The organism is Oceanisphaera sp. W20_SRM_FM3, assembly GCF_052119705.1.
In the GTDB taxonomy this organism is placed as follows: domain Bacteria; phylum Pseudomonadota; class Gammaproteobacteria; order Enterobacterales; family Aeromonadaceae; genus Oceanimonas.
Window position 1 is genome coordinate 1 of record NZ_JBGQOP010000008.1, and the last position, 26,949, is coordinate 26,949.

Genomic DNA, 26,949 nt, shown 5'->3' on the forward strand with positions numbered 1-26,949 from the left:
TTTATTAAAGAGACGGGCTGCTACAAAAGACAAACCAAAACAACGCGCATCATGGCTGAAGTTCATACGTAATCAGGAATGCCTTTATGGTAAGAGCTCGCCTGCTGCTGACCTAGTGGTTGGCTCTTACCATCAAAGTCCCTTTTTCGATCTTATCCCTATTTTTTCGTGCTTATCGTAGGTAAAGAGGGTGGATTTCGTTGCAAAAGTCTTGAATCTCTTGAACTTCACTCAACACTAATACCATGGATTGCCGCGTCGCTACACTCCTCGCAATGACCGCTAAAAGAAGGCGGTACGTCTAACGCTGTACGCCATACGTCAATAAAAAGCAGATCTTTTTCTCTTAACGTAAGGCGTACCGCTGCTTTAAAACACCCAGTGCGCCACTAGGGCAATCACAGGCAGAGTAACCAAGGTGCGCAGAATAAAGATCACAAATAATTCTAATAGGTTGACCGGTATCTTGCTACCCAGCAACAAGGCACCCACTTCAGACATATAAATAAGCTGGGTGACAGACAAGGCGGCAATCACAAAACGCGTGAGATCGCTTTCAATGGAGCTGGCTAAAATTGCCGGAATAAACATGTCGGCAAAACCCACCATCACAGTTTGTGAAGCGGCGGCAGCTTCCGGTATTTGTAGCCATTCCAGCAAGGGCACGAAGGGCAAGCCTAACCAACTAAACAGCGGTGTGGTTTCGGCAATAATCAACGCCAAGGTGCCAAACGCCATCACTACCGGTAATACGCCAAGCAGCATATCCAGCGCATTGTGTACGCCGGTGCGCGCCACTAATTTTAAGCTGGTCACTTGGCTGGCACGCTGCAGCGCCAACTGATAGCCGTGGCTCAGTCTTGAATATCCCTTAGGGGTGGCTTCATGGTCGGCAGGTCTGGCTTGGCCATTAATAAAGGTGTCTTTTTTCCAGCACAAGGGTGGCAAGCGCGGCACTATGATGGCCGCCACTACACCGGCTAAACACACGGCGCCGTAAAAAGGTAAGAACATGTGCTCAAGTTTGACTTGGGCCAACACCACCAAGCTAAAGGTAATGGACACTGCCGAAAAGGTAGTACCAATAATGGCCGCTTCGCGCTGAGTGTAATGGTGTCCTTCATATTGCTTGCTGGTGAGCAAGATACCCACACTACCATCTCCCAACCAAGAGGCCATGCAGTCTACGGCTGAGCGGCCTGGCAGGCGAAAAATGGGGCGCATTATGCCGGTCAGCAAGGTGCCGACAAATTCCAGCAAGCCAAAATCCAGCAATAAAGGCAACAGTAAGCCGGCGAAAATAAACACCGAAAATAATACCGGTAGTAGATCATTGAGTACTAAGCCGCCCGTGTCGGCGCTGTACAAGATTTCTGGTCCGGTTTGGGTATACACCAGTAGCACAAAGCCGGCGCCAAGCAGCCGACTGCATAACCAGACAGGGCTGACATTCAATAAGGTGTTTAAAAACACACTTTGGGTAACCATTTTTGGCTTGAAAAGTGTCGCCAACAAGGTAAGCAGCGCAGACAAGCTGATTAACACAGTCACTATCAAGGGTAATGCATCGGCTAAAGCCGCTTGCAGGCTTTTAGCCAACACCGCAATCATGATGGTGAAGTCACCCTGATAGCTAATAGGCGTCATAAACAACAGCACTCCTATCAGGGAGGGCAGCACAAACATCAAAAAATTGCGCAGATGGGCGTTAGCCTGAGTGGCTAAAGACTTTTCCATAGGGGCTCCTGATAAGCGGTACTTAAGTTAGGGCACGGTTAGGCCACAATGAGACCATAGTGAAAACATAACTAGGGCATGCTGAGGTCAAAGCATGACGTTTATGAATAGAAAGAAAAAAGCTGAGCTCTGGCTCTGAACTGCAAGCCGCATAGAAAAACCAAGGAACTGAATAAATCAGCAGCTAAGGCTTAACTTAATGAATAGTTATTTTACAGTGAAAAAAACTCAAGCTAAAGAACAAATCGGCATTAATCGCTAGTAAGCTAGGAAAAAGACAGCACAAAGCGCGATCATTCGGCGTACGAGCGACCACATAAGAAGTAAAAATAATCTGAAAAACTCGCTGAGGTGTGGGTCTTTGCGAGTACTGCGCAGCAATACATTCTACAAGCTTGCTCAGAGCCAAAGCATGGATTGCTACGTCGCTAGGCTCCTCTCAATGACTAAGGTTAGGCGTGATGCTGTGACGATTAGACAGAAGTGGTACTCTTAAATTATAAACTGCTGAATTTTAACGGGAAGGAGTCAAATAGTGAAAAAACTCATATTGGCCGCACTAGCACTCACCATATCCGCGCCAGCATTGGCTGAGCAAATACCGTCAAGCGCCATTGAGCAGTGTGCTGTGATTAAGGGCGATCTCGTGCGCCTCCAGTGCTATGACCAGATAGCAAAAACGCACAATATTGGCGGCTCGCACCCAGTGAACACTCAAATAGCCGACACGGGAAAATGGACGGTTGAGAAAAAAACAGATCCTATTGACGACACAAAAACGGTCAATATATTTTTAACCGCCGACTCTGGCAACTCTCGATTTGGCAAACCCATCATGTTGATGGCACGCTGCGATTCAGAAAAAACAGACATGTTCATCGACTGGCAAATATACCTAGGCAGCGAAGCCAAGGTAACGCTTAGAATCGGCGACGATGATGCAAATACCTCAAAGTGGATCCTCTCCTCCGATAGACAAAAGTCGTTTAACAAGTCACCCATCAACACCCTAAAAACCATGCTAACCACGGATAAAATGGTGGCTCAGATCACGCCTTTCAATCAAAAGCCCTCTACTGCTGTGTTTAATATTTCAGGATTAGACGAAGCCATTAAACCGTTGCGCGAAGCATGTGTCTGGTAGATAAATGTGAGGTAGGTAAAAGCGCTCCTACGCAAAGCATGGGAGCAAAGAGAACTCGTTAAACTTAACCCTATCGCTCGTCTCTTTCTGGCACCTCAATCCACTGGGGCGTGTGGCCGGTTTGCGCGGTAAAGTGCGCGAGATCGGCTTTACTGAGCAAGACGGTAGCCGTGTTGCGCAGTGGATGACAGTGAAAGTCATCGCCCTCAATTAAGTCCTTATCTAACCATAACTCCACATCTTGATTTGCAGCGTCATTCACTAAGGCCAGCACAGACACATGGCCCGGCTGCACGCCTAAATACTTATCTAGCCGCTCGGCGGAGGCAAAGCCAATACGCGACCAACCCAGCTGAGTAGACAGCGCTTTTAAGTCCACTTGCTTGTGCGGTGTGGTTAATAAAAGCGCATGGCGACGACCGTAGTTATCGCGCAAAAACAGGTTTTTAAGTCGAGTACCCGGGCGCTCCAGTAACAAATTATCCGCTGCATCGCAGGTAAACAGCGGCGGGTGTTCAATCAAGGGTGGCGTTATCTGCCAACTCGCTAACTGCACCAGTATATCCATGATTTTTATTCTCTTTAGAATCAGAAAGGCCGTGCATTGGACAATCAATGTTAGCTAAACACAGTCAAACATGTTGTTATTTCAATATCAACTAGCAGCAATAAGCATAAACAAGAGGTACGCATGTCATTACCCGAGTCTTTACTCGCCCCCTCTTTACTCTCTGGTATCACTTTATCCATGTTGGATTTAGTCCCCACTCGCACCGGATACAGCACGGCAGACGCCATTCGCGAATCGGTGGCCGTGGCGCAACATGTAGAGCAATTGGGCTTTGCGCGCTTTTGGCTGGCCGAGCATCATAATATTGAAGGTATCGCCAGCTCGGCCACGGCTGTGCTCATTGGTCACATCGCCAGCCAAACCCAGCGCATTCGTGTCGGCTCCGGCGGCATTATGTTGCCCAACCATCCACCGCTGGTGGTGGCCGAGCAATTTGGCACCTTGGCCACTATGTATCCAGAGCGCATCGACTTAGGCCTAGGCCGGGCACCGGGCAGTGATCAAGCTACTATGCGCGCCCTGCATCGCCGCCCCGAAGATGCGGGCGACTTTCCGCAACAAGTGGCGCAACTGCAGCAATTATTGGGCCCGCTGCAATATGGCCAAAAGCTCAAAGCCATTCCGGGTGCCGACACTAATGTGCCAATTTGGTTATTGGGCTCTAGCTTATTTAGCGCGCAATTAGCCGCACAAATGGGCCTGCCGTACGCCTTTGCCTCGCACTTTGCGCCGCGCATGATGCTGGAAGCCGTGGAGCTGTATAAAAACAACTTCCGCCCTTCTGCCACCTTGGCCGAGCCTTATGTCATGATAGGTGTGCCTGTGGTGGTGGCCGACACCGAGCAAGAAGCCCAGTTGTTAGCTACTTCTGGTCAGCAAAAAATATTGGCGCTGTTTAGAGGCGAGTCCTTGAGCTTAAAGCCGCCGGTAGCCAGCATGGACGGCCATTGGTTACCCCACGAGCAACAAGGCGTTGAGCAATTTTTATCTGCCGCGGCAATCGGTGCGCCTGAGCAAGTATCCGCTAAATTGAATGCCCTGCTCGCCCAGACTGGCGCCAACGAGCTGATGGTAGTGACGGATGTCTATGACCAAGCCGCCCGCCACCACAGCCTGAGCCTGCTGGCTGAATTGGTGAAGGGATAACTATCGTGAAGGGTGAAGGGTGAAGCGTAAAGAGCGAAGAGGACGACACCTAACGACTAATCTAAAACCATTTTTGCCACGGAAGAACACGGAACGCACGGACGCAGTTCACAAGCGAAAAGTGAGCAGTGCTTATTATTGGTAAGATCTAACACCTAAGAATCGGGACCGGTTAGCTCTTACCATTAAAATTCCTTTCAGATCTGATCACTATTTTCCGTGTTCTTCAGTGGCTCTCGTAACAAACAAGCGTGGCAAAAAAATCTTTAGGCTTGGTCTTAACGCCCTATGTTTAACCCTTCACCCTTTACTCATCATGCTGCACATTACTAGCGAGCGGGATTTACCGCCAACACATCGGCGCGGATCACGGATTGCTCGGCAATCAGGTCGGTGACCACGGCGCGACTGGCTTTATAATGCGGCGTTAATTTGTGATCGGCCAGTGCCGCTTCATCTTGATAAATTTCATACAGCCAAAACAGCTCAGGATCTTCTCGGTCTTGCAGCACATCAAAAGTGTGGCAGCCTGGCTCGTCGCGTACCGATGCTGCCGCATTGGGTAGCATGGCCGCTAAGAACTCATCGGTTTTACCCGGCTTCAGCTTGGTTTTGACAATAATTGAATACATTGTAAACTCCGTTTGATTATTTTAATTCGACAAATAGTACACAAACCTTCCCGTAATAGACAAGTCAGCCAAAATTGACGCTGACGCTAAGGAGCCCCGCCATGGAAAGACCTCGTCCGTTTAACGGCATGCGTCATATCGCCTTCACTATGCCCAATCTCGAAGAGTGTGAACGTTTTTATACCGAGATTATGGGTATGCAGCTATTGCGCCGCGCTCACGAAGATTTGGTATACCTAACCTGTGGCAACGATAACTTGTCTCTAGGCCGCTGCGACGTGGCCGCCACAGGCGTGCAGCGCATGGACCACTTTGGCTTTATCATCGATACCATCGAAGACTTAGAGCAGTGGTTTTTGTATTTGAAAAGCCAAGGCGTGACTATGTTAGACCGCCCGCACGATCACGGTGACGGCGCACGCAGCTTCCATATTACGGATCCGGCCGGCAACGTGATCCAGCCAATTTATCATCCCGACATTTCTGGCCAGCGCTTTACTAACCCGTAAGCGCTACGCGCAATGCTGAATGTGGCATGAAAATTCAGCGCCCAGCATCAAGCGTAAAGCTTGACCGCTGAACAAAAAATACCGAGCTTAGGCTCGGTATTTTTATTGGTGCCATCACTTTTACTATACCGAGGTTTTTCGGCAAGCCAGCGTAGCTGAATGCTTTAAACAACAAGCAAGACAGTGGCTAATAAATTGCCACACTACAGAAGAATTGTCTTTTGTAGCTGCCAATTTATTCGGCAGGCCAGCCGAGCTGTATGGTTTAAAACATCTTGCGGCGAATCTTAAAGTTCCCCGAAGGGGCCCGTTACTCCGCCAAAAGCAATCGATACCCCTCTTGCTCTATCAAGCGCACCGTCACCGAAAATACCTGTGCGATAAGCTCAGGTGTCACCACCTCAGGCGCCCCCTGCGCCACTAACTTACCTTGATGCAAACACCAAATTTCATCCGCGTATTGGCAAGCCAAGTTAAGGTCGTGAATCGAGGCCACCACCGTCAATCCCAAGGCGGCGTACTCGCGCAATAACCTTAAGGTCGCTAATTGATGTTGCCAGTCTAGGCCGGCCAACGGTTCGTCTAACAACAGCAGCTTGCCATCGGGGTTAACGCTGGGGTCAACCTGTAATAAGGTGCTGGCAATCAATAACCGCTGTTGCTCACCCCCCGACAGCGTATTCACTTGGCGTTGATACAAGCTGTTTAAGCCCAAGGGCTCAGCTAAGCGAGCCAGTGTTAAACATACCGCCTCACTTACGCCGCCAACCGGCTCGGCACCGAGTGCCAATAACTCATAGCCAAGCAAACCATGGGGCAGCACAGTATCTTGAGCCAGCATGGCCCGATAACGCGCTAGCTCAGCAATGCTCAGTGTACTTAAACACGCGCCGTCTAGACTAACTGTGCCTGATCCTTCGCTGGCGCTTAAGCCGACACTATCACTCATAGCCAAGCCGGCAGCGCCACTCAGCAAGCTGGACTTGCCGCTGCCATTGGGACCAATCAACAAGGTTAGGCAACCGGCTTTAAAGGTACCACTGATGGGCCCGACGCGATGTTGAAGAGAAAATTCTTTAATGAGCAGCATAACGACGCACCAATAACCAAATAAAAATCGGCGATCCTAAGGTTGCGGTTACCGCGCCTATGGGCACCTCGCCCACACTTAAGAGATTGCGCGCTATCACGTCGGCCAAGGTCAGCGCGGCTGCCCCCGCCAACACGGAGGCAGGCAATAAAAAGTCTTGTTTTCCGCCAGCCAAGAGGCGCAATAAATGCGGCACCACTAAGCCGACAAAGCCAATGGGCCCGGCCATGGCCACGCTAAAGGCGGTGAGTAAGCACACCGCCAACACCAACTTCGGCTGCAAACGCCGCACATTTAAACCCAACAATTGGGCCCTGTGCTCACCGAGCGCCAATAAGTCTAAACGCCGACCTTGGCGCATTAGCCACACTAACGTAGCCAACGCCGGCAGCCACCAAACCCAAGACAACGACTGGCCGTGACCTAGACTGCCCATCATCCAAAATAAGAAACTGCGCAGCGAAGCGTCATCGGCCAAGTACAGCAGCCACGTCAAAATCGCATTGGCCAAAATACCAATAGCTACGCCAAATAATAATAAGGCGCCGGGCCCTAAGCGCCGTTGAGCCAAGGCCAGCAGTAACACAGTGACGATTAAGGCGCCCACAAAGGCCGCCAGCGACAAGCTCCAATAGGGTAAAGCAAAGCCAAGGGACGCGGATAACGACATGGTCAATACTGCCGCCAAGCTGGCCCCACTGGAAATGCCAATTAAACCCGGCTCCGCCAAGGGGTTATGCAATAACACCTGCAACACGGCGCCGCTGAGCGCCAAACTGGCCCCCACCAAGACCGCCAATAAGGTGCGCGGCAATCTGAGTTGCCAAAATACTTGTTGCTCCAAGGCCGACACCGGCCGCCATAAGGCGTCGATACCCACGCCCACCGCGCCCAGCTGCAGGCTCAGTAACATCGCGCCCAGTAGCGCTAGCGTGAGTGCCAATAACCAAAGCTGATATTTGCGTTTTTGCTGCTTAATTAATACGGCCAGCATCCAGTTACCTTATGATCTTATTGTTTATTCATCAGTTTCTCAGCGCATCACTGCAGGGTTAAAAATTCACCCAACTAAACCAAGCGGGATATTGCTGCCATAACAAATGCACCGACATCACTAAGGATACGGTAACCAACATGGGTTTAATAATGCGCGTGCCTTGGGTGACCACCATTTTTGAGCCGAGGCGGGCACCAACAAATTGGCCCAGCGCCATGGATAAACCGGCCACCCACACCACTTGTCCGCCTAAGATAAAAAACAATAACGAGGCAATATTCGAAGTGAAATTTAATAACTTGGTGTGCGCCGTGGCCTTGCTAAGACTAAATCCGGCCAGTGCCACAAACGCCAGCGCAAAAAAAGAGCCGGTGCCTGGGCCAAAAAATCCATCATAAAAACCAATGCCGGTGCCAATTAATAAGGCAAACGGGATCACTTTTAAACGCTGTTGACGGTCTTCATCACCTACTCTGGGTGAGCATAAAAAATACAGGGCAAAGGCGGCCAATAAAAAGGGCAGCACTTTTTGCAAAATGGAGGCATCAATCAGTTGCACGCCTATGGTGCCCAGCACGCTGCCGATAAAGGTACAGGCGATGGCCCATTTCATGGTGCGCCAATCTAATAAGCCGCGGCGAAAATAATAAAAGGTGGCAGAAAATGAGCCAAAACAGCTTTGTAATTTATTGGTGGCCAGTGCCATGGTCGGCGGCATGCCCGTGGCCAAGAGTGCGGGCACGGTAATTAAGCCGCCGCCGCCGGCAATGGCATCAATAAAACCCGCCAATAGCGCCGCCAGCGCCAGCAAGCTTAAGGTTGTTATCTCAAGTTCCACTTAGTTGTCCTCATATTAAGCTTGCCCCATATGTAAGCAGTCCTTATTGCCGTCGCGGCCCAGCCTATCAGCAAGCAGTTGTTTACAACAGTTAAGTCGCCACTCAGCAGCGCGTTTGCCCTACATTCAGCAAAAACACAGAGAAAGGCATCAGTTATCACCATTAAGTTGCGCGCTTATGCTAATTAATGAACTTGATTGCTCAAGCGGCGGTCTTTATTAAAAGCGGACTTAGTGCATCTATGAGCATTTAGACCTGAGGTCGGCTATGTTAACGTAGCTAAATATAAATGAGGAGCAATGAGATGACGGATCCGGTATTGAACCTATTACCCCATGATTTTCCGGATGCGGAAGATGGCGAATTTTTAAACCTTGGCCCACAAAGCTTAGTGTTGGCTGGCGGTTGCTTTTGGTGCACCGAGGCCGTGTATCGCCAGCTCAAAGGTGTGCTAGATGTGAGTGCTGGTTACGCCGGCGGCAGTGCCGACACCGCCAATTATAATGCGGTATGCAGTGGTGCCACAGATCATGCCGAAGCCATTCGCATTCAATACGACAGCAATCTAATCGGCCCCGGCACCCTATTAAAGGTGTTTTTTGGTATCGCCCACGACCCGACTCAGCTCAATCGCCAAGGCAATGATATGGGACGCCAGTATCGTTCGGCGGTGTTTTACCAAAATGCGGCCGAGCAGCAACTGGTCACCGACTACATACGCCTGCTCGAAGACAACGGCGTGATGCGCGCGCCTATCGTGACCCGCCTTGAGCCATTATCCGAATTTTTTCCGGCAGAAGCCGTGCATCAAAACTATGCGGCGGCAAACCCCAATCAGCCCTACATTGCCGCCGTGGCCCAACCCAAAGTGGCCAAAATACAACATTATTTTAAACATCGGCTGAAAAAGGATCTCTAATCATGGCCATTACTCCAAGCCCTTATGACCTAAGCCCACCCAGTGACGAGCAAGTTACGAGTCTAACCGCGGCATTGAGCCCAGACGAGCAACGCATCTTGCGCCAACACGGCACGGAGGCGCCCTTTTGTGGCGGCCTGCTCGACAATGAAAAAGACGGCAGCTATTTATGTAAGTTGTGTGCCCTGCCGCTGTTCTCGTCCGCCTGCAAGTTTGAATCTGGCACCGGCTGGCCCAGCTTTTATGCGCCTTATCATCCGGATCACATCACAGAAACCACAGACATCAGCCACGGCATGCGCCGCGTGGAGATTTGCTGCACGCGCTGTAACAGCCACATGGGCCACGTGTTCCCCGATGGTCCCGCCCCCACCGGCCTGCGCTATTGCTTAAACTCTGCCTCTCTGGATTTTTGTGAGCTAGGTGCTCTCAAGCCCGACCCTTTGCAAAGAGGCGAGCGGGAATGTTTGTAAGGCGGTGAAGAGTGAAGAGGACGAGATAAAAAAGCACTGAATGCCCAGCTCTAAACGAACCTATCTGCTCTGTACTTTGTAGGCTAACGCTTGCTCTCGCATATTGCCGCAGGCGAAACTCTTTAATCATACAAAACTTAGTCGTAATGACAACAAAGCGCCGGACCTTATGGTCCGACGCTTTGTTATATGCAGAATATCTACGAAACAAATCCTGTCGTCGGCCGTCTCTTTTTCGGCGGCTTTGTAGCCGCCAATTTATTCGGCGGTTCTGCTCAGCAGAATGAGTTTGAATTTGAATTCAAACCGTGACTCATACTCTGTGCCTACAACATGGCCACCAAGTTCAAAAGCCACGGCGATTTTTTTTTTCGCTTCACGCCTCACTATTCACTATTCACCCCTCACAGTATCTTCAGCGCTGCATTTCAAAACGGCGCACAAAATCGCTGATCACTAAATCATAGAGCTTATCCTTTAGAAATAGGTCTTCCACGCCGTGGTCAATATTGGGGTTATCGTTCACCTCTATCACCGCCACTCGGCCATTGCCTTCTTTGATATCCACGCCATATAAGCCATCGCCGATAGGCTTAACCGCTTTGAGTGCGGCATTTAACACCGCCTTGGGGGCTTCGTAGGTGGGCAAGGTCACAAAGCCGCCCGAGTCGGCGGCTTGACCTTGGTCGTGATGACGATAAATCTGCCAATGGCCTTTCACCATAAAATACTTACAGGCGAAAATAGCCTGATGATTCAATACGCCAATGCGCCAATCAAATTCGGTAAAAAAGAACTCTTGGGCCAGCACTAAGGCCGAAGCGTTACGCAAAATCGCCAAGGTCTCGATCAGCGCCGCCCTATCCGCCACCTTATATATACCGCGCGAAAAAGCCCCGTCCGGAATTTTTAATACCAAGGGATAACCCAGCGCTTGCTCCAACAGCCCGGGCGTTTCTTTACTCTTAGGGTTCACTATCAAGGTTTTAGGGGTCGGCACACCGTGCTTGGTAAAGCTTTCGGCTAAAAACACCTTGTTGGCGCAACGTAAAATTGATGATGGTGAGTCCATCACCGCCAACCCTTCGTGCTCGGCTTTTTGGGCAAAGCGAAAGGTATGATGATCGATGGCGGTGGTTTCGCGAATAAAGAGGCCATCGTATTCCGCAAGGCGCTGAGCATCTTTGCGGGTAATAAGCTCCACGTTCACGTCTAACCGCTCACCGGCTTTTACAAACCGAGCCAAAGCCTTAGGGTCTGAGGGCGGCAGCGCTTCATCTGGGTTTACTAACATGGCCAAGTCGTAGCGATAACGTTTCACGGATTTGGGCTTGCGCCACATAATGCGCGAATAGGCTTGTAGCGCCTCGGCAAACTGATCTTCTTCTTCGCCTACTAGCTCGCGGGGAGATAGCGTAGCCAGCCCCGTTAGCTCCCAACGACTGCGCTTTCTAAAGGTCAGCTCTAATACTGGGCACGGTAAACGCTCAAACAGCTCGCGGCACAGACCTTCTAATTCAGGCAAGGAGCTGCGACCAAAGTAGCTTTTAAACTTCAACTGTTTACGCTCGCTCTTACCGTCATTCGCAGCCGCGTACTCCACTAGCGCCTCATGCACGCCACTAAAGCCAAAGGCAAATAAAGCACGGTTGTGCAGGTTATTTAAGGTCGCCACAGAGGGGATCACGTGCTGGTCTCGCGCCTCGGCCAGCAGTGAGCAATAGTAGCCATTAGAGAGATATTTATTGTTTTTACACAGATTAATAACCCTAATGCGGCCGGTATTAGTACGGCTGGCGTTTTTGTCGCACGCTTGCTGTAAATAGCTCGCAAAGTCGACCAAGTTTTCACTTGGAAAGTAAGGTGCCCAAGCACTGAGATCATCTACCACTAAAATAAGTTGCGCCATTATGCTGCTCGCTCGTCATGCAGCAAAAAAGGCTGCGATAGGTGAATTAAGGTCTTCAGCAAATATAAGCGCTTAACGTGAAATATTCTCGCGACTCTATCTAAATAGTCGTATTTTAAAGTACTCACCATCTGCTTTGGGTGCCTTATGTCAGCACTTATGCCCGTACTTAACTTTGCAACCCAGATCCGCCCCGCAGTGAAAACCGAATTAACCGCATTAGTGGCACTAGAAGAGCAATGCTTTGCACAAGACCGCATTAGTCGCCGCAGTTTTCAGCGCTTTATTGAGCACCCCCAAGATAAGCTATTAGTGGCCGAGCAAGACCAACAATTGCTCGCTTATATACTGGTGCTGTTTCGGCGTAACACGCGCTTAGCGCGTATTTATTCTATTGCGGTGTCGCCCCAAGCCCGAGGATTAGGCTTAGGGCAGGCGTTAATTGAAGCCGCAGAGTTGGCGGCCCAAGAGCAAGGTGCGGTATTTATGCGCTTAGAGGTGCGAGCCGATAATATTTGGGCGCAAAATTTGTATCAGCGTTTAGGCTATCGTCAGTTTGGCGTTTACCACAACTATTACGAAGACTTGCAACTGGCACTGCGTTATCAAAAGCGGGTGCACCTGTATCATGTGGCCAGTGGCACCAAAGGCGTGCCTTATTATCGGCAAACCACTGACTTTAGCTGCGGCCCCGCCTCACTCATGATGGCGATTAGCGCACTCAATCCCAGTTATGAACCAGAAATAGACGAAGAGCTGCAGCTATGGCGCGAGGCCACCACCATTTTTATGACCAGTGGCCACGGCGGCTGTGGCCCCCACGGGTTAGCGCTGGCCGCATTTAGACGCGGCTTTACGGTGCGGCTCATCCTCAACCAAACCAGCCCCTTGTTTGTAGACAGCGTGCGCACGCCTGAGAAAAAACTGATTTTAGAGCGGGTGCATCAGCAGTTTTTAGCGCAAATGGCGAAGGCTGACATAGAGCTGATTTACGATCACTTTACCCTAGCGCAACTCGAACACGGCTTGCACCAAGGCGGCCTGCCTTTGGTACTGATCAGCACCTATCATCTAGATGGTCGCAAGGCGCCGCATTGGATCTTGGTGTGCGCCATCGATAAAGAGTTTGTCTATATTCACGACCCAGACATTGACGATGCCAGCGGTGAAAGCGCGGTCGATAAGCAATATTTACCCATAGAGCGCAGCCGTTTTGATCGCTTGGCGCGCTATGGCCGTCAAGGATTACGCGCGTTAGTGTGGGTATTTAAAGACTAGCAGCCAGTATTTAAAGACGACTCAAGGGTGCGTAACAGGCCGCCGTCATTAGGCGTGAACACGAATTTTTTAAAGGCTAAACGCTGAAGTTATTACGTTAATCGCGTCTTTATTGAGCAAATAAAGGGCTGTTTCTGCCATCTAACACGCGCATTATTCACCAGCTAAACCATCAATCGTCATAAAAACTCACCACAGCGGTCAGCTTCTGGCGGATTAAAAAGTTTAAAAAACAGCCAAAACAGAGCTAGCACCCTATATGGATCAATCACTTATAAAAATTTTGTGAAAAGTTGTCACACTGTGTCATCTTGTTTGTCTTTCTTCGGCTGACGAACTTCGTATAGTTATCTCAAGTTACACAGCCGAGAGACTGTCATTATGAAAAAACATGTAATTGGTTATGCATTGCTGCCTTTCTTGTTAGCCACTACTCCGGTAATGGCAGGTGAAGATCTTAAGACTATTTTAGGGGGAGGTGCTGGTGGTGCCGCAGGTGCCTTAATTGGCCGCCAGATGGGCGGTGATACCGGTGCACTAGTGGGTGCCGCCCTAGGGGGAGCCGCGGGGGGTGCCGCTACGGCAAATCGCGGTAACAAAAACGAAGCCGCATTAGGGGGTGCCGTAGGGGCGGTAGGCGGAGCTGCATTAGGCAAAGAAGTGGGAGGTCAGCCTGGCCAGTTGATTGGTGCAGGCGTAGGCGGTGGCGGCGGTGCAGCCCTAGGTGCCAGAACCGGTGACGCTCATAACGCGCAACAGGTGAGTCATCAAGGCTCTTACTATGACGACCCTTATTACGACCGTAACAATAATTACCAATATGATCGTCGCTACTACGACCACTACGACAGTAAATACGATAGAAAACGCAGAGAAGCCGAGCGCAAGCACTATCAAAAAATGCGTAAGCAAGAAATTAAGCATCAGCAGCGCCTACGCAAACACGAACAAAAACGCCGTGAACAGGCCCATAAAAATTGGGTGAAACGTCAAGAAAACCGCTGGGATGATTAAGCTAGAAATCATACTTAATGCATAGCGTCTGACGGGCGCTATGCATATGGTCACCAAGGTATTTTTTAACGGGGATATAAGTTGCACACAGCGGTCAAGTTCTGACGGTGCAAAACAGTGCCCAAACTAGATGAATTTAAAATAAAACCAATAAAACCAGAGCCTTATAAAGAAACCTGCCATTTTCAATTAAAGCCAGTTCAGCCTATTAGCTTTCATTGATGCGCATTCTCTTTGTATAGTGAATCCAGTTAAGTAGCCCAAGTTAAACAGCGTAAGAGAGACGGTACTATGTTGAATAAAAAAATAATCAGCTTTGGCTTATTACCACTCATATTGGCGACCACGCCAGTATTTGCAGGTGAAGATTTAAACACCGTTTTAGGTGGCGGTGTTGGCGGTGCAGCCGGCACCTTAATTGGTCGTCAAATGGGCGGAGATACTGGGGCCCTAGTAGGTGCCGCCTTAGGTGGTGCCGCCGGTGGTGCTGCCACTGCCAATCGCGGTAATAAAAACGAATCTGCTATCGGTGGCGCCGTGGGTGCCTTAGGTGGTGCGGCTTTAGGTAAAGAAGTGGGCGGCCATACGGGGCAGCTGATTGGTGCTGGCGTAGGCGGCGGTGCAGGTGCGGCAGTAGGCGCTCGCACCGGTGATGGTCATGACAGACATAATTATGACCGTGGCTACAAAAAAAAGTACCGCAATAAACATTGGCGCAAACACGACTGGGATGATTAATCCCCTCGCAGCTATAGTTAACCAGCCCACCCCAACACCCTTGGGGTGGGCTTTTTTATAGGTGGCTCAGCACGAGTGTGAGAACAAAAGAATCGCACCGGGTTGAACTTATGCATCAGAACCTGCTCTGCAGGTTTTCGCGGTTAAAGCGCGCAACTGCCGCAAAGCAATAGCTTTGCTGCAATATGTAGATATAGACGTTACCTTCAAATAACTGTCATCAAACTGTGATTTAAACGCCATTAACGCCGACTAGTCTGCATCCCATTATCAATTCCGTTTGTCACTGTGCATAAGGATAAATAAAGATGAGTCAGTTTGAGCGCCAAGATGAGCAAAATCACCCGCGATCTAACACGCCGCAATTTAGCCAGATGGTTGAGAAAATGATCAGCCGCCGTCGCTTTCTAGGCGGTACTGCCGCCTTAAGCGCCGCCGCCTTCTTTAGCGTGTCGCCGCTGTCTCGTGCCATCGCCGCCGCCACCGGCAGCAGTCCCTTATTAGGCTTTAGCGCCGTGCCAACCAGCACTGCCGATACCTTTGTGGTGCCAAGCGGCTATAAGGCCGAGCGCTTGATCTCATGGGGCGATGCCTTGTTTGCTGATGCAGCGGAATTTAGCGAACACGGCAACAACAGCGCCGCCGATCAACTGCGCCAATTTGGTGATAATAATGATGGCATGAGCCTGTTTCCCGTCGATCACAACACCGCAATCTTGGCGGTCAATAACGAATACTGTAATTACGAACTGATGTTTAGCCATCAGGGCAAGCAGATGACGCAAGAAGATGTAAAACGTGCCCAAGCCGCCCATGGCGTGGCGGTGATCACCTTGAACAACACCGATGCGGGCTGGCAGTTTACCAAAGACGGCCGCTACAATAGGCGCATTCACGCCAATACCCCCATGATGATGCGCGGCCCCGCCAAAGGGAATGCACTGTTACAAACCAGTGCCGATCCCACAGGCGCACAAATCTTGGGCACCTTTAATAACTGCGCCAACGGCATGACCCCTTGGGGCACCTATTTAACCTGTGAAGAAAACTTTAACGGCTACTTTGGCAGCACAGCCGCGGTTGACATAACGCCTGCTCAGGCACGCTATGGCATTGGTGCCCAAGACGCAGGCTGGCAGTGGCATAACCTTGATGAACGCTTTGACTTGGCCAAACATCCCAACGAGTGCAATCGCTTTGGTTGGGTAGTGGAAATTGATCCCAACGACCCCACCTCTACGCCCATCAAGCGCAGTGCTCTGGGGCGCTTCAAACACGAAAACGCCGAGCTGGTGATCGCCGACAATGGCCACGTAGTGGTGTATTTAGGCGATGACGAGCGTGGCGAGCATATTTATCGCTTCGTCAGCCGAGATAAATTTAAACCAAATTATGCTGCAGCTAACCGTCATCTGCTCGATGAAGGCACCTTGTATGTAGCACGCTTTAATAATGCAGACAGCGATGATAACGACGACAAATTGTCTGGTAGCGGCGAATGGCTGCCACTGATCTTTGGTGAGCATGGCTTAACGCCAGAAAACGGTTTTGCCAGCCAAGCCGAAGTGTTGATCCATGCCCGACTGGCCGCCACTCAAGTGGGCGCCACCACCATGGACAGACCCGAGTGGGTGGCAGTACACCCCACCGAGCCCATGGTATTTTGCACGCTCACCAATAATAAAAATCGCGGTGTGGCCGACAATCAGCCGCTTAATGGCCCCAATTCCAGAGCCGAAAATCACTACGGCCAAATAGTGCGCTGGCAGCCCACCTCTGGCCAGCACACAGATGCCACCTTTAACTGGGATCTGTTCTTGCTGGCCGGCAACCCTAGCGTGCACCCCAATACGCCCTATGCGGGCTCCGCCAATATCAATACCGACAACATGTTTAACAGCCCAGATGGCATCGGCTTTGATAAGGCGGGTCGCTTGTGGATCCAAACCGACGGCAACTATTCCAACCAAGGGGACTTTGCGGGTCAAGGCAATAACCAAATGCTGTGTGCCGATCCCGCCACCGGTGAGATTAAACGCTTCTTAACCGGCCCCACCGCCTGTGAAATTACCGGCTTGGCCTTTACCCCCGACCAAAAAACCTTATTTGTGGGCGTGCAGCACCCAGGTGAAGAGCTGACCGGCTCGCACTTTCCGCTGGGCGGCACGCACACGCCCCGCTCCAGCGTGATGGTGATCACCCGTGAAGATGGCGGCATCATCGGCACTTGATACTAAAGGTGAAGGATGAAGGGGGAAGGGAACAACATAACGCTAAAATAAAATCTATTTTTGCCACGGAATACACGGACAAAAATCAATAAAAAATAATAAAGGGTGAGGGATGAAGTTAGGTTTAACCCTTTACCCTTCACCCTTCACATGCCTTACTTACTCAGCGGCTATATTGCCTAACTTGGCCTCACGAAAGGCTGCTAACTTGTCTTCAATAATGCTGCGCGTGGCTTCGGCATTGTCTTTAATGCTGCCATCAAACACCTTTAAACCGTCTAAAACCTTCACCGCTTCGCCGTAGCCTTTATCGATCGACTTAGTAATGATCGACAAAAACTTTTCCACCTGCTCGGCTTCCGGCATCTTGGTGTTTTGTTTTTGAAAGGTCTCAAAAAAGCCTAAGGCACCGTCTACGATACGCCCTGCGGTATTTTCTGCTGACCAATGATCGTCCGCTTGGCCGGCCATTTTTTCCGCCGTTACCGCATGGTCGGCTCCCAGCTCGGCGTTGATTTTATCCATAATTTCGCTATAGAGGATATTCATCGCCTTATCAGCGCCCTGCTTGGGGCCACCAAACATCGCCTCCACAATACCTTGGTTAGCACGGGCTTTAAGTTCGGTGCGCGAGGCGGTTAACTCTTCTTGTTTTACTTGCTGCTCGGGCTTTACTTGCTGGCCTTTAGCTTGCTGACTCTTAGCGACTTGGGATTCAACGCGGCTAATTTTCGCCGCCGAACTATTAATAAGGGGAGTGACTGCCATGATCCCGCTCCTATCTGCGTAAGGTGTACTCAACTCAATGAATGTTTACAGCCTTAAAGCTGCCATACAAGGTTATCGGCAGCTAGGCTGGCTTCTTAACCCATGCTTTAACTCGCTCCTTAACGTAAACGCCCTATTACTGGTAATCTACTATGCGTTTTAGCTTAATGATGGATAAGGACTCAACATGCAATATAGAGCGCTCGGCAATACCGGCCTCAAGGTCAGTCTTATTGGCCTTGGCACCATGACCTGGGGAGAACAAAACTCTGAGGCCGACGCCCATGCTCAGCTGGACATGGCGGTGGAGCATGGTATCAATTTCATAGACACGGCTGAGATGTACCCGATCCCGCCGCGCGAGCACACCCAAGGCGACACCGAACGCATGCTCGGACGCTGGCTCAGTGCGCGGGGCCTGCGCGAGCGCCTGATTATTGCCAGCAAAGCCGTAGGGCCATCACGCGACCCCGTGCGCCCTTCTTACTTTAGAAACGGCCAAGCTAAACTGGATCGCGCCAATTTAATCGCCGCAGTCGATGCCAGCTTAAGCCGCTTGCAAACCGATTATATCGACCTTTATCAGCTGCATTGGCCAGATCGCAGCGCCAACTACTTCGGTCAACTGGGCTTAACCGAGCTACCAGAAGAAGAAACCGTGCCCATTCTTGACACCTTGCAGGCATTGGCAGAATTAGTGGCCAGTGGCAAAATTCGCCACATTGGCGTATCAAACGAAACCCCATGGGGCATGCACCAATATTTAAGTTTGGCCAAACAAGAAAATTTACCGCGCATCCAAAGTATTCAAAACCCTTACAATCTGCTTAATCGCAGCTTCGAGGTCGGCTTATCGGAATTTAGCTTGCGCGAGCAAGTGGGCTTGTTGGCGTATTCGCCACTGGCGATGGGCCTGCTCACCGGTAAGTACCAAGCTGGCGCGCGCCCAGAGGGTGCTCGTTTAAGCCTGTATCCGCGTTTTCAGCGCTACTTAAATCCCCAAGCCCAAGCAGCCAGTGAGGCTTACGCAAGCTTGGCGAAAGAGCATGGTTTTAGCCCGACGCAACTGGCACTGGCGTTTGTAAATACCCGCCCCTTTGTCACCAGTAACTTAATTGGCGCCACCACGCTGAAACAATTAAAAGAGAACATCGACAGCGTTAACATCAACTTAAGCCCTATCGTGCGCGCCTCTATAGAAGCACTACATCAAACCATGCCCAATCCGGCAGTATGAGTGAAGTGAGTGTGAGGCGTGAAGCGTGAAGCGTGAAGCGTGAAGCGTGAAGCGTGAAGCGTGAAGCGTGAAGCGTGAAGCAAAATAATTGGCCGCCGTGTCGCTGGCAACAAGGCGGCCTAGGTCGCGACGAATAAAAACGGCCGCTTTATTAATGCAAATCGGCCAGCTTTACGTCTTTCATACCCAACTCTTGCGCCACGTCATACATGGCTTGGTTCAAGATCTTATGGGTGGTCTTATCCGCTTCATAACTCACTTTGGCATTAATATCCGCCATCACTTGGTTGTGTATGTTATTAGAGAGCGCTTTATCAAACAGGTAACCACTCCAAAAGGTGCTATCTGGCGCAGTACCAGCATTAACCAGTGTTTTGGCAAGCTCAGTTCCTGAGAGATCGGCAGGTTCAGGCAAACTAATACCCGCCTCCGTCGCGCGCTTAAGACCAAAGCCAATGGCCGCATCCATGCCACTCAGGAAGGTGTTTACCTCATCTGCACCGTATTGCTTGGTTAGTTTGGCTACTTCGGCATCCACCGTCTTCTGGCCGAGCATGGCCACCAGTGCCTGTGCGAAGCTAAATTTTTCAGCGCCGCCACCTGCTTTTACTAGCGCCGCCGTCACATCTAACGCCGGATCGCCGCTGTAAATTGGGCCACCAAACATATTCATTGCAGACTGCTGTTGTTGAGCATCCATTGAGTGATCCACATCCGCCGCCAGCACAGAGCCGGTAGCAAATGTCACCATAGTTGCCGCTAACAATAGAGTGGTAGTTTTCATGGGTATTCTCCTTCGACTGTTAAACAAGGCGAAATCATCGCCGCTTCAAACTGGCTTGATCATCCCCCAACGAGTAAGCTCTGCCATCACATGTGCGGTTACGGCATCACAGTGTTTACCCGCAAACTCAAAGGTATCGGACGCTTGGCTCTTTGCCTGTTGCTCCAGATCCTTGCGCAGCATGACTCGCGCCCGCGACAGGCGCTTTTTAACGACGTTTTCACTCAAACCTAAGCAAAAAGCACTGTCTATCACCGACATACCTTCTACTGCACGCAGCATAAAGACACTGCGATAGGTTTCGGGCAAGCGCCGAATAGCGGCTTCCAAAAGATGCTTCATTTCTTGCTGGCTGGCCGCCATTTCTGGTGGACTTGACCCGCCGTAGGAGCAATGGCCGTCCATAGGAGCCATGGTTTGGCCTCCCGCTGATTGAGAGTAAGCGAGAAAAATGACCTTCTCATCTAACGACACCTCAGAATGTTGTCGGCGCTGAATACTGATAGCTTGGTTAACCACAATGCGCGTCAACCAAGTTTTAAGAGACGCCCGTTCCTGATAAGAATCCATATGTTTAAAGGCGCTAAAATAAGCCTCTTGCACCGCTTCTTGCGCCCGACTTTCATCGTCTAATACGCCTCTTGCGGCACGAAACAACGCCCGATTATGGCGGCGCACTATCAGCTCAAACGCAGCCCCATCCCCCAAGCGAGCTCGCGCCAGCAAATTAGCATCGGTTAACTCAACCAGCGGCATGGGCGCTTCGGCTTTTGAACGGCTCATAACACGATTCTCCATCACTGTTTTTGGAATGCCTACTCTATTAGACGCAGCAGATTAAAATCGGTGACATTTATTTTAAACACCGCCTGACCTTCAGTATGTACGTTAACTGTTAGTGAACCGGTTGAAATGCATTAACGGATGAAAGAGGGCAAATACTAAGCCTGTTTTAGCAGACGTAAATCTGTGCTCACATTACGCTACCGGCGTAACCGTTTGGCACAGTTTAGTGTGTCTTGAGCTTGGGGATGACTACATGCGATGGCTGATGGGGAGTGCGTACATGTAACACCGAATCTGTTGATTTGGTGCTTTTGTAGTGTGCCCGTCTCTTCAGCGAAGAGGACTTCGGCACGGTTTTGGTGTTGCCCATCAATTCAGAGAAGCCCTTTAACGCCTTTCCTGTTCCACAGAGCCCCTACAGGCCGACCGTTCCACCTGCCTCAAAAACCAACCGGTTTAACGCCCTGCCCTAATGTTATTTATAAGCCGCCTATGTGGCGGTGAAGTTTACAAAAACCGCTCAAAACTGGCAGTAACTTTCTGAACTGTCTGTGTGGCGGTGAAGGTTTCTAAGCTGCCTTTTTGACAGTTAACGAATTTATTTTAGTATAAAAAACACACAGCCGGTTCCACCATGAACCGGTGACTTAGAGAAGCACCCTGATTAAGTATCGGGCTAAACTTATAATTCCGCTGGAACCATGCCTAGTTATAATCCCCGTGGGCACGGGGAACACCTCGGCACCGAAGACGACAGCCCACCCACACTCGGTTCATCCCCGTGGGCACGGGGAACGCCCTAGCCCCATCATAACATCAGACCATGCTTTCGGTTCATCCCCGTGGGCACGGGGAACGCTCTACCCCCGTGGCCGTTTGCGCAGATAAGCTCGGTTCATCCCCGTGGGCACGGGGAACGCCTCAAGCTCAACGCTGATAAAGTTGCGTAAACCGGTTCATCCCCGTGGGCACGGGGAACGCGCATGATGGAGCATCCTGATGTAACTGGTGTGCGGTTCATCCCCGTGGGCACGGGGAACGCCTCAAGCTCAACGCTGATAAAGTTGCGCAAACCGGTTCATCCCCGTGGGCACGGGGAACGCGGGTTGATCGAGAGACTTTTTAGTGCCGTGCCCGGTTCATCCCCGTGGGCACGGGGAACGCTAACACTGCCGAAATCACGTCGCTTTTAATACCGGTTCATCCCCGTGGGCACGGGGAACGCGATCAAAGAAGACCATTATCCGCATAAATCTCCGGTTCATCCCCGTGGGCACGGGGAACGCCAGTGCCCAAGGTGAAGCACAGGTCACAAATGCGGTTCATCCCCGTGGGCACGGGGAACACTGTGGTTGAGTTTGGCAATGGGTTTAGCAGTGCGGTTCATCCCCGTGGGCACGGGGAACACCCGACTCGTTGCGCCAAGTGTACGAAGATATACGGTTCATCCCCGTGGGCACGGGGAACACGTTGTTCATCACAATAATTCTCATTATAAACCCGGTTCATCCCCGTGGGCACGGGGAACACTTTCTAACCGCAAAATTTGGCAGGTTCAAATGCGGTTCATCCCCGTGGGCACGGGGAACACTTAAAATGGCAAGTCATCAAACTGACCAGCGCCGGTTCATCCCCGTGGGCACGGGGAACACGTGTAATAAACCTAACGCACCCACTGCGCGGGCGGTTCATCCCCGTGGGCACGGGGAACACCTCAACACGCTGGATCCGCAGGTGCTGCTTTACGGTTCATCCCCGTGGGCACGGGGAACACACTCACGCAGAATTGCAGCGGTTAGACAAAGGCGGTTCATCCCCGTGGGCACGGGGAACACGGCCAGTGGCCCCACTCTAACTAGGCGGCTTTCGGTTCATCCCCGTGGGCACGGGGAACACGATAAAACGTGCTCATACTCCCGAGTCTCACCCGGTTCATCCCCGTGGGCACGGGGAACACAAGCGTGCTGCTATCGCTATGGCATTTGAGATCGGTTCATCCCCGTGGGCACGGGGAACACTTGCTAATGTTGCCCTGATAAATCCCTAGCGCCGGTTCATCCCCGTGGGCACGGGGAACACACGCCAAACGAAGAACTGTACAAGTTCCCGACTGGTTCATCCCCGTGGGCACGGGGAACACAGTTAAATCTGAAATGCTTGATGTAAAATTAACGGTTCATCCCCGTGGGCACGGGGAACACGGTCTAGGTCGGTTGTTGAGCGCTTCAAGGGGCGGTTCATCCCCGTGGGCACGGGGAACACTGCTTATGGGCAAAACCAGCGGCTTTAGCGGACGGTTCATCCCCGTGGGCACGGGGAACACGGGGTTATTTAGTTCTGACTCTGGCCGCCATACGGTTCATCCCCGTGGGCACGGGGAACACGATTAACCGCTCGTAGTGACCCTCGATTACGGCGGTTCATCCCCGTGGGCACGGGGAACACCGCTGGATTGGTTATCGAGCGCATCATAGTTTCGGTTCATCCCCGTGGGCACGGGGAACACGGGCGTCACATTCGCGGGGTTGGTTGCCGTTTCGGTTCATCCCCGTGGGCACGGGGAACACACAGTTAACATCGGGCAGGAAGTGGTTGACGGCGGTTCATCCCCGTGGGCACGGGGAACACCGATCGACGAACAAGATCGCGTTAACGTTACTCGGTTCATCCCCGTGGGCACGGGGAACACCGCCAAGTGGTGATCCTGAATAACGACACCGGCGGTTCATCCCCGTGGGCACGGGGAACACACAGACAGGCGCTTGGCTCTCGCTGGTGTTTGCGGTTCATCCCCGTGGGCACGGGGAACAGGCGTTGACGCTGAGTCCGGCGAAACTCCTAGACGGTTCATCCCCGTGGGCACGGGGAACACGGCGCCGATCTGCCTATGAGTACACGAAGTTTCGGTTCATCCCCGTGGGCACGGGGAACACGTATGCCGATCGATGAGGCCCCTCTACTGGCGCGGTTCATCCCCGTGGGCACGGGGAACACCTGATGCAGTGGCACCCGCGCTAACAACAATACGGTTCATCCCCGTGGGCACGGGGAACACTGCAGATGCTATGACACGGGAGCCAATGCGCCCGGTTCATCCCCGTGGGCACGGGGAACACACTAACATCAGTCATGCCGATCAGCTTTACAGCGGTTCATCCCCGTGGGCACGGGGAACACCATAATAAAACCGTCTTGAAATACCCGATCTGCGGTTCATCCCCGTGGGCACGGGGAACACTTTTATAAAGCATAGCATCATACTCACGTTCACGGTTCATCCCCGTGGGCACGGGGAACACTACGACTCCAGTGTGAAGGTGCTGAACGATCACGGTTCATCCCCGTGGGCACGGGGAACACTTTAATCATTTCCTTAAAACCATCACCATTGGCGGTTCATCCCCGTGGGCACGGGGAACACCACTAAAAACCTTTAATTTAGCCATGGGCCAACGGTTCATCCCCGTGGGCACGGGGAACACCTAAATGTAAAATTTTTCATCTTCTAACTTTCCGGTTCATCCCCGTGGGCACGGGGAACACGACGGCGTGAGGGCTTGGCTCTACGCCCATCACCGGTTCATCCCCGTGGGCACGGGGAACACGCTTTTGCCTTCCAACGTGCTCTAATTTAGCACGGTTCATCCCCGTGGGCACGGGGAACACCAGCGCGGAAGCATAGACAATGTTCGCCAACGCGGTTCATCCCCGTGGGCACGGGGAACACGCGAACGCAGCTTGAGCCTGCAGTGCTTCTTGCGGTTCATCCCCGTGGGCACGGGGAACACTCAGGGCTGCACAGGCCGCGATAACGCTTACCCGGTTCATCCCCGTGGGCACGGGGAACACCAGCGTATTCGCTACATCGTCGGCGACTCAATCGGTTCATCCCCGTGGGCACGGGGAACACAACTCAAGGCCATCATCATCTACCCTTATAGTCGGTTCATCCCCGTGGGCACGGGGAACACATTAAGCCCGAGCGGGTTATCTAGCCTTTGCTCGGTTCATCCCCGTGGGCACGGGGAACACTTCCCGCGCAAGCGTACCCGCAAGGGCGTCTACGGTTCATCCCCGTGGGCACGGGGAACACAGTGGTCGTGGCCGAGCCACCCAACTCAGTCGCGGTTCATCCCCGTGGGCACGGGGAACACAAACCCATCGACCAGCATGCTGGCAGCTTCTGCGGTTCATCCCCGTGGGCACGGGGAACACGCTCTGATGCAGCCGAGCATTCTTTGATTAAACGGTTCATCCCCGTGGGCACGGGGAACACTGTCGAAAAAGCGATGCGAGTTATAGCGACCTCGGTTCATCCCCGTGGGCACGGGGAACACGGGGCATGGAAGAGGAACCGACGAACCTAACCCGGTTCATCCCCGTGGGCACGGGGAACACAGCCGCTACTGCCGCCGTAGATATAGCCACATCGGTTCATCCCCGTGGGCACGGGGAACACGATGCCCGTTTCAGCGTCATACCATTGGCCGTCGGTTCATCCCCGTGGGCACGGGGAACACGGTTTAAAACTGGCGGCCAAGGTCAACGAAGCCGGTTCATCCCCGTGGGCACGGGGAACACAGAATTTAAGAGCGCTGGTAGTTTGGATCAGGCGGTTCATCCCCGTGGGCACGGGGAACACTAACCAAATCATTTCACCTTTCATACGCCCTGCGGTTCATCCCCGTGGGCACGGGGAACACTTCTCCGGTATTGGCCTTAGCGGTTGCTCGACCGGTTCATCCCCGTGGGCACGGGGAACACTAGTGGCTTAAAGCAAAAATCCTGATCGCATTCGGTTCATCCCCGTGGGCACGGGGAACACGGTATAGCCCAGCTGAAATATCTTGGCGCCCGCGGTTCATCCCCGTGGGCACGGGGAACACTGGTCAATCACGCCAGCGGCAGCAGGGGTAAACGGTTCATCCCCGTGGGCACGGGGAACACGACTGTAACGAAATGGAAAGCCTGCGCGCCACCGGTTCATCCCCGTGGGCACGGGGAACACAAAGTCGATACGCACTCGGCCGGTGGGTAGCTCGGTTCATCCCCGTGGGCACGGGGAACACTTGCGAAGGGTCGGAGCCATCCAGCTGATCGACGGTTCATCCCCGTGGGCACGGGGAACACTTGGCGTAACTGGTGTGCGGGTCAACACCAACCGGTTCATCCCCGTGGGCACGGGGAACACCCGTTATGGGTGATGGCGCACCTATGGTACTGCGGTTCATCCCCGTGGGCACGGGGAACACGTTGGCTGCATCTGTTGCCTGAAAAACCAAGGCGGTTCATCCCCGTGGGCACGGGGAACACTAATCATCAAGCGTAAATCGTAATTGTGACGGCGGTTCATCCCCGTGGGCACGGGGAACACAAATTAACCTCTACCCCCGAGTAGTCCCTACCCGGTTCATCCCCGTGGGCACGGGGAACACTTCTTCTACTAGCTTCATTTCTGGAGCGTCATCGGTTCATCCCCGTGGGCACGGGGAACACAGCGCGGCAGCGGCTGCCAGTTCATCACATGACGGTTCATCCCCGTGGGCACGGGGAACACATTGCCGAACGAACACAGGACATGCGGTTCGCCGGTTCATCCCCGTGGGCACGGGGAACACCTTGAACTGCGACTGTATAGCGTCATCAATCTCGGTTCATCCCCGTGGGCACGGGGAACACTAATGTGATGGTGGTCACGCTTTTACGTTAAACGGTTCATCCCCGTGGGCACGGGGAACACTTTAACGGATGAAGAAAAGACTCGACTCATTACGGTTCATCCCCGTGGGCACGGGGAACACTATGGCGCGAAATGGTCGAGGAACACGAGCAGCGGTTCATCCCCGTGGGCACGGGGAACACGATGGGCACATGCTGCCATTCCGCCACCCGCACGGTTCATCCCCGTGGGCACGGGGAACACCGCATCCGCATCTTTGAGCACAATCGCCCAGCCGGTTCATCCCCGTGGGCACGGGGAACACAATTAAGTGTTAAGAAGATTGCGCCGCTGGTACGGTTCATCCCCGTGGGCACGGGGAACACACCGAATCAGGCTATGCCATTTACCGTGGCCGCGGTTCATCCCCGTGGGCACGGGGAACACTCAGAAACTCAAGGCGTAGCGGGACCGTGTGACGGTTCATC

The 26,949-nt window shown here is 52.2% G+C and carries 19 protein-coding genes, 1 pseudogene and 1 CRISPR repeat array (1 of these 21 only partly in view); of the genes and pseudogenes, 10 read left to right on the forward strand and 10 right to left on the reverse strand.

The genetic code is table 11. From position 1 onward, the window contains the following. Window positions 1–369 precede the first annotated feature (369 nt). Window positions 370–1,737: a YjiH family protein gene (locus ACEN2G_RS06150; protein WP_442020599.1), complete on the reverse strand. Its 1,368-nt coding sequence runs from the start codon at window positions 1,735–1,737 to the stop codon at window positions 370–372. A 535-nt stretch (window positions 1,738–2,272) separates the two neighbouring features. On the opposite strand from ACEN2G_RS06150, the gene ACEN2G_RS06155 reads away from it, so the two are divergent. Then, complete coding sequence (locus tag ACEN2G_RS06155) at window positions 2,273–2,881, forward strand: type VI secretion system-associated protein TagO (protein ID WP_442020600.1); 609 nt, start codon at window positions 2,273–2,275, stop codon at window positions 2,879–2,881. Window positions 2,882–2,951: 70 nt separating this feature from the next. On the opposite strand, the gene ACEN2G_RS06160 is transcribed toward ACEN2G_RS06155, so the two are convergent. Further along, a complete protein-coding gene (locus ACEN2G_RS06160) occupies window positions 2,952–3,449 on the reverse strand; it encodes a prolyl-tRNA synthetase associated domain-containing protein (protein ID WP_442020601.1) in 498 nt (165 codons plus the stop codon). A gap of 123 nt (window positions 3,450–3,572) precedes the next feature. Here ACEN2G_RS06160 and ACEN2G_RS06165 point away from each other — a divergent pair, with 123 nt between their 5' ends. After that, a complete protein-coding gene (locus ACEN2G_RS06165; protein WP_442020602.1) occupies window positions 3,573–4,598 on the forward strand; it encodes an LLM class flavin-dependent oxidoreductase in 1,026 nt (341 codons plus the stop codon). Between the two features lie 329 nt (window positions 4,599–4,927). Here ACEN2G_RS06165 and ACEN2G_RS06170 read toward each other — a convergent pair whose 3' ends face one another. Then, entirely contained in the window at window positions 4,928–5,230 is a 303-nt protein-coding gene (locus tag ACEN2G_RS06170) for a putative quinol monooxygenase (RefSeq protein ID WP_442020603.1), read from the reverse strand. Between the two features lie 101 nt (window positions 5,231–5,331). Between ACEN2G_RS06170 and ACEN2G_RS06175 the strand changes: the two genes are divergently transcribed. After that, complete coding sequence (locus ACEN2G_RS06175; protein WP_442020604.1) at window positions 5,332–5,739, forward strand: VOC family protein; 408 nt, start codon at window positions 5,332–5,334, stop codon at window positions 5,737–5,739. A 310-nt stretch (window positions 5,740–6,049) separates the two neighbouring features. On the opposite strand, the gene ACEN2G_RS06180 is transcribed toward ACEN2G_RS06175, so the two are convergent. The 3 genes from ACEN2G_RS06180 to ACEN2G_RS06190 are packed head-to-tail and all read right to left on the reverse strand — an operon-like array spanning window position 6,050 to window position 8,664. Continuing rightward, window positions 6,050–6,829 carry a vitamin B12 ABC transporter ATP-binding protein BtuD gene (locus ACEN2G_RS06180; RefSeq protein ID WP_442020605.1) on the reverse strand — a complete coding sequence of 260 codons (780 nt, stop codon included), beginning with the start codon at window positions 6,827–6,829 and terminating at the stop codon, window positions 6,050–6,052. Then, the gene (gene btuC, locus ACEN2G_RS06185; RefSeq protein WP_442020606.1) at window positions 6,816–7,823 is read right to left on the reverse strand and encodes a vitamin B12 ABC transporter permease BtuC; all 1,008 of its coding nucleotides are present in this window, start codon (window positions 7,821–7,823) and stop codon (window positions 6,816–6,818) included. Before btuC ends, ACEN2G_RS06180 begins: the two co-directional genes overlap by 14 nt. A gap of 58 nt (window positions 7,824–7,881) precedes the next feature. After that, a complete protein-coding gene (locus ACEN2G_RS06190) occupies window positions 7,882–8,664 on the reverse strand; it encodes a TSUP family transporter (RefSeq protein ID WP_442020607.1) in 783 nt (260 codons plus the stop codon). Between the two features lie 305 nt (window positions 8,665–8,969). Between ACEN2G_RS06190 and msrA the strand changes: the two genes are divergently transcribed. Both msrA and msrB read left to right on the forward strand, forming a co-directional pair. Then, window positions 8,970–9,584, forward strand: coding sequence for a peptide-methionine (S)-S-oxide reductase MsrA (gene msrA, locus ACEN2G_RS06195; RefSeq protein ID WP_442020608.1), 615 nt, complete (start codon window positions 8,970–8,972; stop codon window positions 9,582–9,584). A gap of 2 nt (window positions 9,585–9,586) precedes the next feature. Beyond that, window positions 9,587–10,057 carry a peptide-methionine (R)-S-oxide reductase MsrB gene (gene msrB / locus ACEN2G_RS06200; protein WP_442020609.1) on the forward strand — a complete coding sequence of 157 codons (471 nt, stop codon included), beginning with the start codon at window positions 9,587–9,589 and terminating at the stop codon, window positions 10,055–10,057. 415 nt (window positions 10,058–10,472) lie between these two features. Here msrB and ACEN2G_RS06205 read toward each other — a convergent pair whose 3' ends face one another. After that, window positions 10,473–11,966, reverse strand: coding sequence for a RimK family protein (locus tag ACEN2G_RS06205; protein WP_442020610.1), 1,494 nt, complete (start codon window positions 11,964–11,966; stop codon window positions 10,473–10,475). A 147-nt stretch (window positions 11,967–12,113) separates the two neighbouring features. Between ACEN2G_RS06205 and rimI the strand changes: the two genes are divergently transcribed. The 4 genes and pseudogenes from rimI (at window position 12,114) to ACEN2G_RS06225 (ending at window position 17,227) form a co-directional block, all read left to right on the forward strand. Next, on the forward strand, window positions 12,114–13,244 hold the full coding sequence (gene rimI, locus ACEN2G_RS06210) for a ribosomal protein S18-alanine N-acetyltransferase (protein ID WP_442020611.1): 1,131 nt from the start codon (window positions 12,114–12,116) through the stop codon (window positions 13,242–13,244). Window positions 13,245–13,625: 381 nt separating this feature from the next. Next, a pseudogene (locus ACEN2G_RS06215) lies at window positions 13,626–14,087 on the forward strand (hypothetical protein); the annotation flags it as partial. A 462-nt stretch (window positions 14,088–14,549) separates the two neighbouring features. Further along, the gene (locus ACEN2G_RS06220) at window positions 14,550–14,996 is read left to right on the forward strand and encodes a hypothetical protein (RefSeq protein WP_442020612.1); all 447 of its coding nucleotides are present in this window, start codon (window positions 14,550–14,552) and stop codon (window positions 14,994–14,996) included. A 308-nt stretch (window positions 14,997–15,304) separates the two neighbouring features. Continuing rightward, window positions 15,305–17,227, forward strand: a complete 1,923-nt coding sequence (locus tag ACEN2G_RS06225; RefSeq protein ID WP_442020613.1) for a PhoX family protein — start codon at window positions 15,305–15,307, stop codon at window positions 17,225–17,227. Between the two features lie 159 nt (window positions 17,228–17,386). On the opposite strand, the gene ACEN2G_RS06230 is transcribed toward ACEN2G_RS06225, so the two are convergent. Further along, on the reverse strand, window positions 17,387–17,995 hold the full coding sequence (locus ACEN2G_RS06230) for a DUF5610 domain-containing protein (protein ID WP_442020614.1): 609 nt from the start codon (window positions 17,993–17,995) through the stop codon (window positions 17,387–17,389). A 187-nt stretch (window positions 17,996–18,182) separates the two neighbouring features. Here ACEN2G_RS06230 and ACEN2G_RS06235 point away from each other — a divergent pair, with 187 nt between their 5' ends. Further along, the gene (locus tag ACEN2G_RS06235; RefSeq protein WP_442020615.1) at window positions 18,183–19,232 is read left to right on the forward strand and encodes an NADP(H)-dependent aldo-keto reductase; all 1,050 of its coding nucleotides are present in this window, start codon (window positions 18,183–18,185) and stop codon (window positions 19,230–19,232) included. A gap of 151 nt (window positions 19,233–19,383) precedes the next feature. Here the strand turns inward: ACEN2G_RS06235 and ACEN2G_RS06240 are convergent, their stop codons facing one another. Both ACEN2G_RS06240 and ACEN2G_RS06245 read right to left on the reverse strand, forming a co-directional pair. Next, on the reverse strand, window positions 19,384–20,016 hold the full coding sequence (locus ACEN2G_RS06240) for a hypothetical protein (RefSeq protein ID WP_442020616.1): 633 nt from the start codon (window positions 20,014–20,016) through the stop codon (window positions 19,384–19,386). 45 nt (window positions 20,017–20,061) lie between these two features. After that, on the reverse strand, window positions 20,062–20,799 hold the full coding sequence (locus ACEN2G_RS06245) for an RNA polymerase sigma factor (RefSeq protein ID WP_442020617.1): 738 nt from the start codon (window positions 20,797–20,799) through the stop codon (window positions 20,062–20,064). A gap of 711 nt (window positions 20,800–21,510) precedes the next feature. After that, window positions 21,511–26,949: direct repeats of the CRISPR family, unit length 29 nt; unit sequence CGGTTCATCCCCGTGGGCACGGGGAACAC (it continues 1,302 nt past the right edge of the window).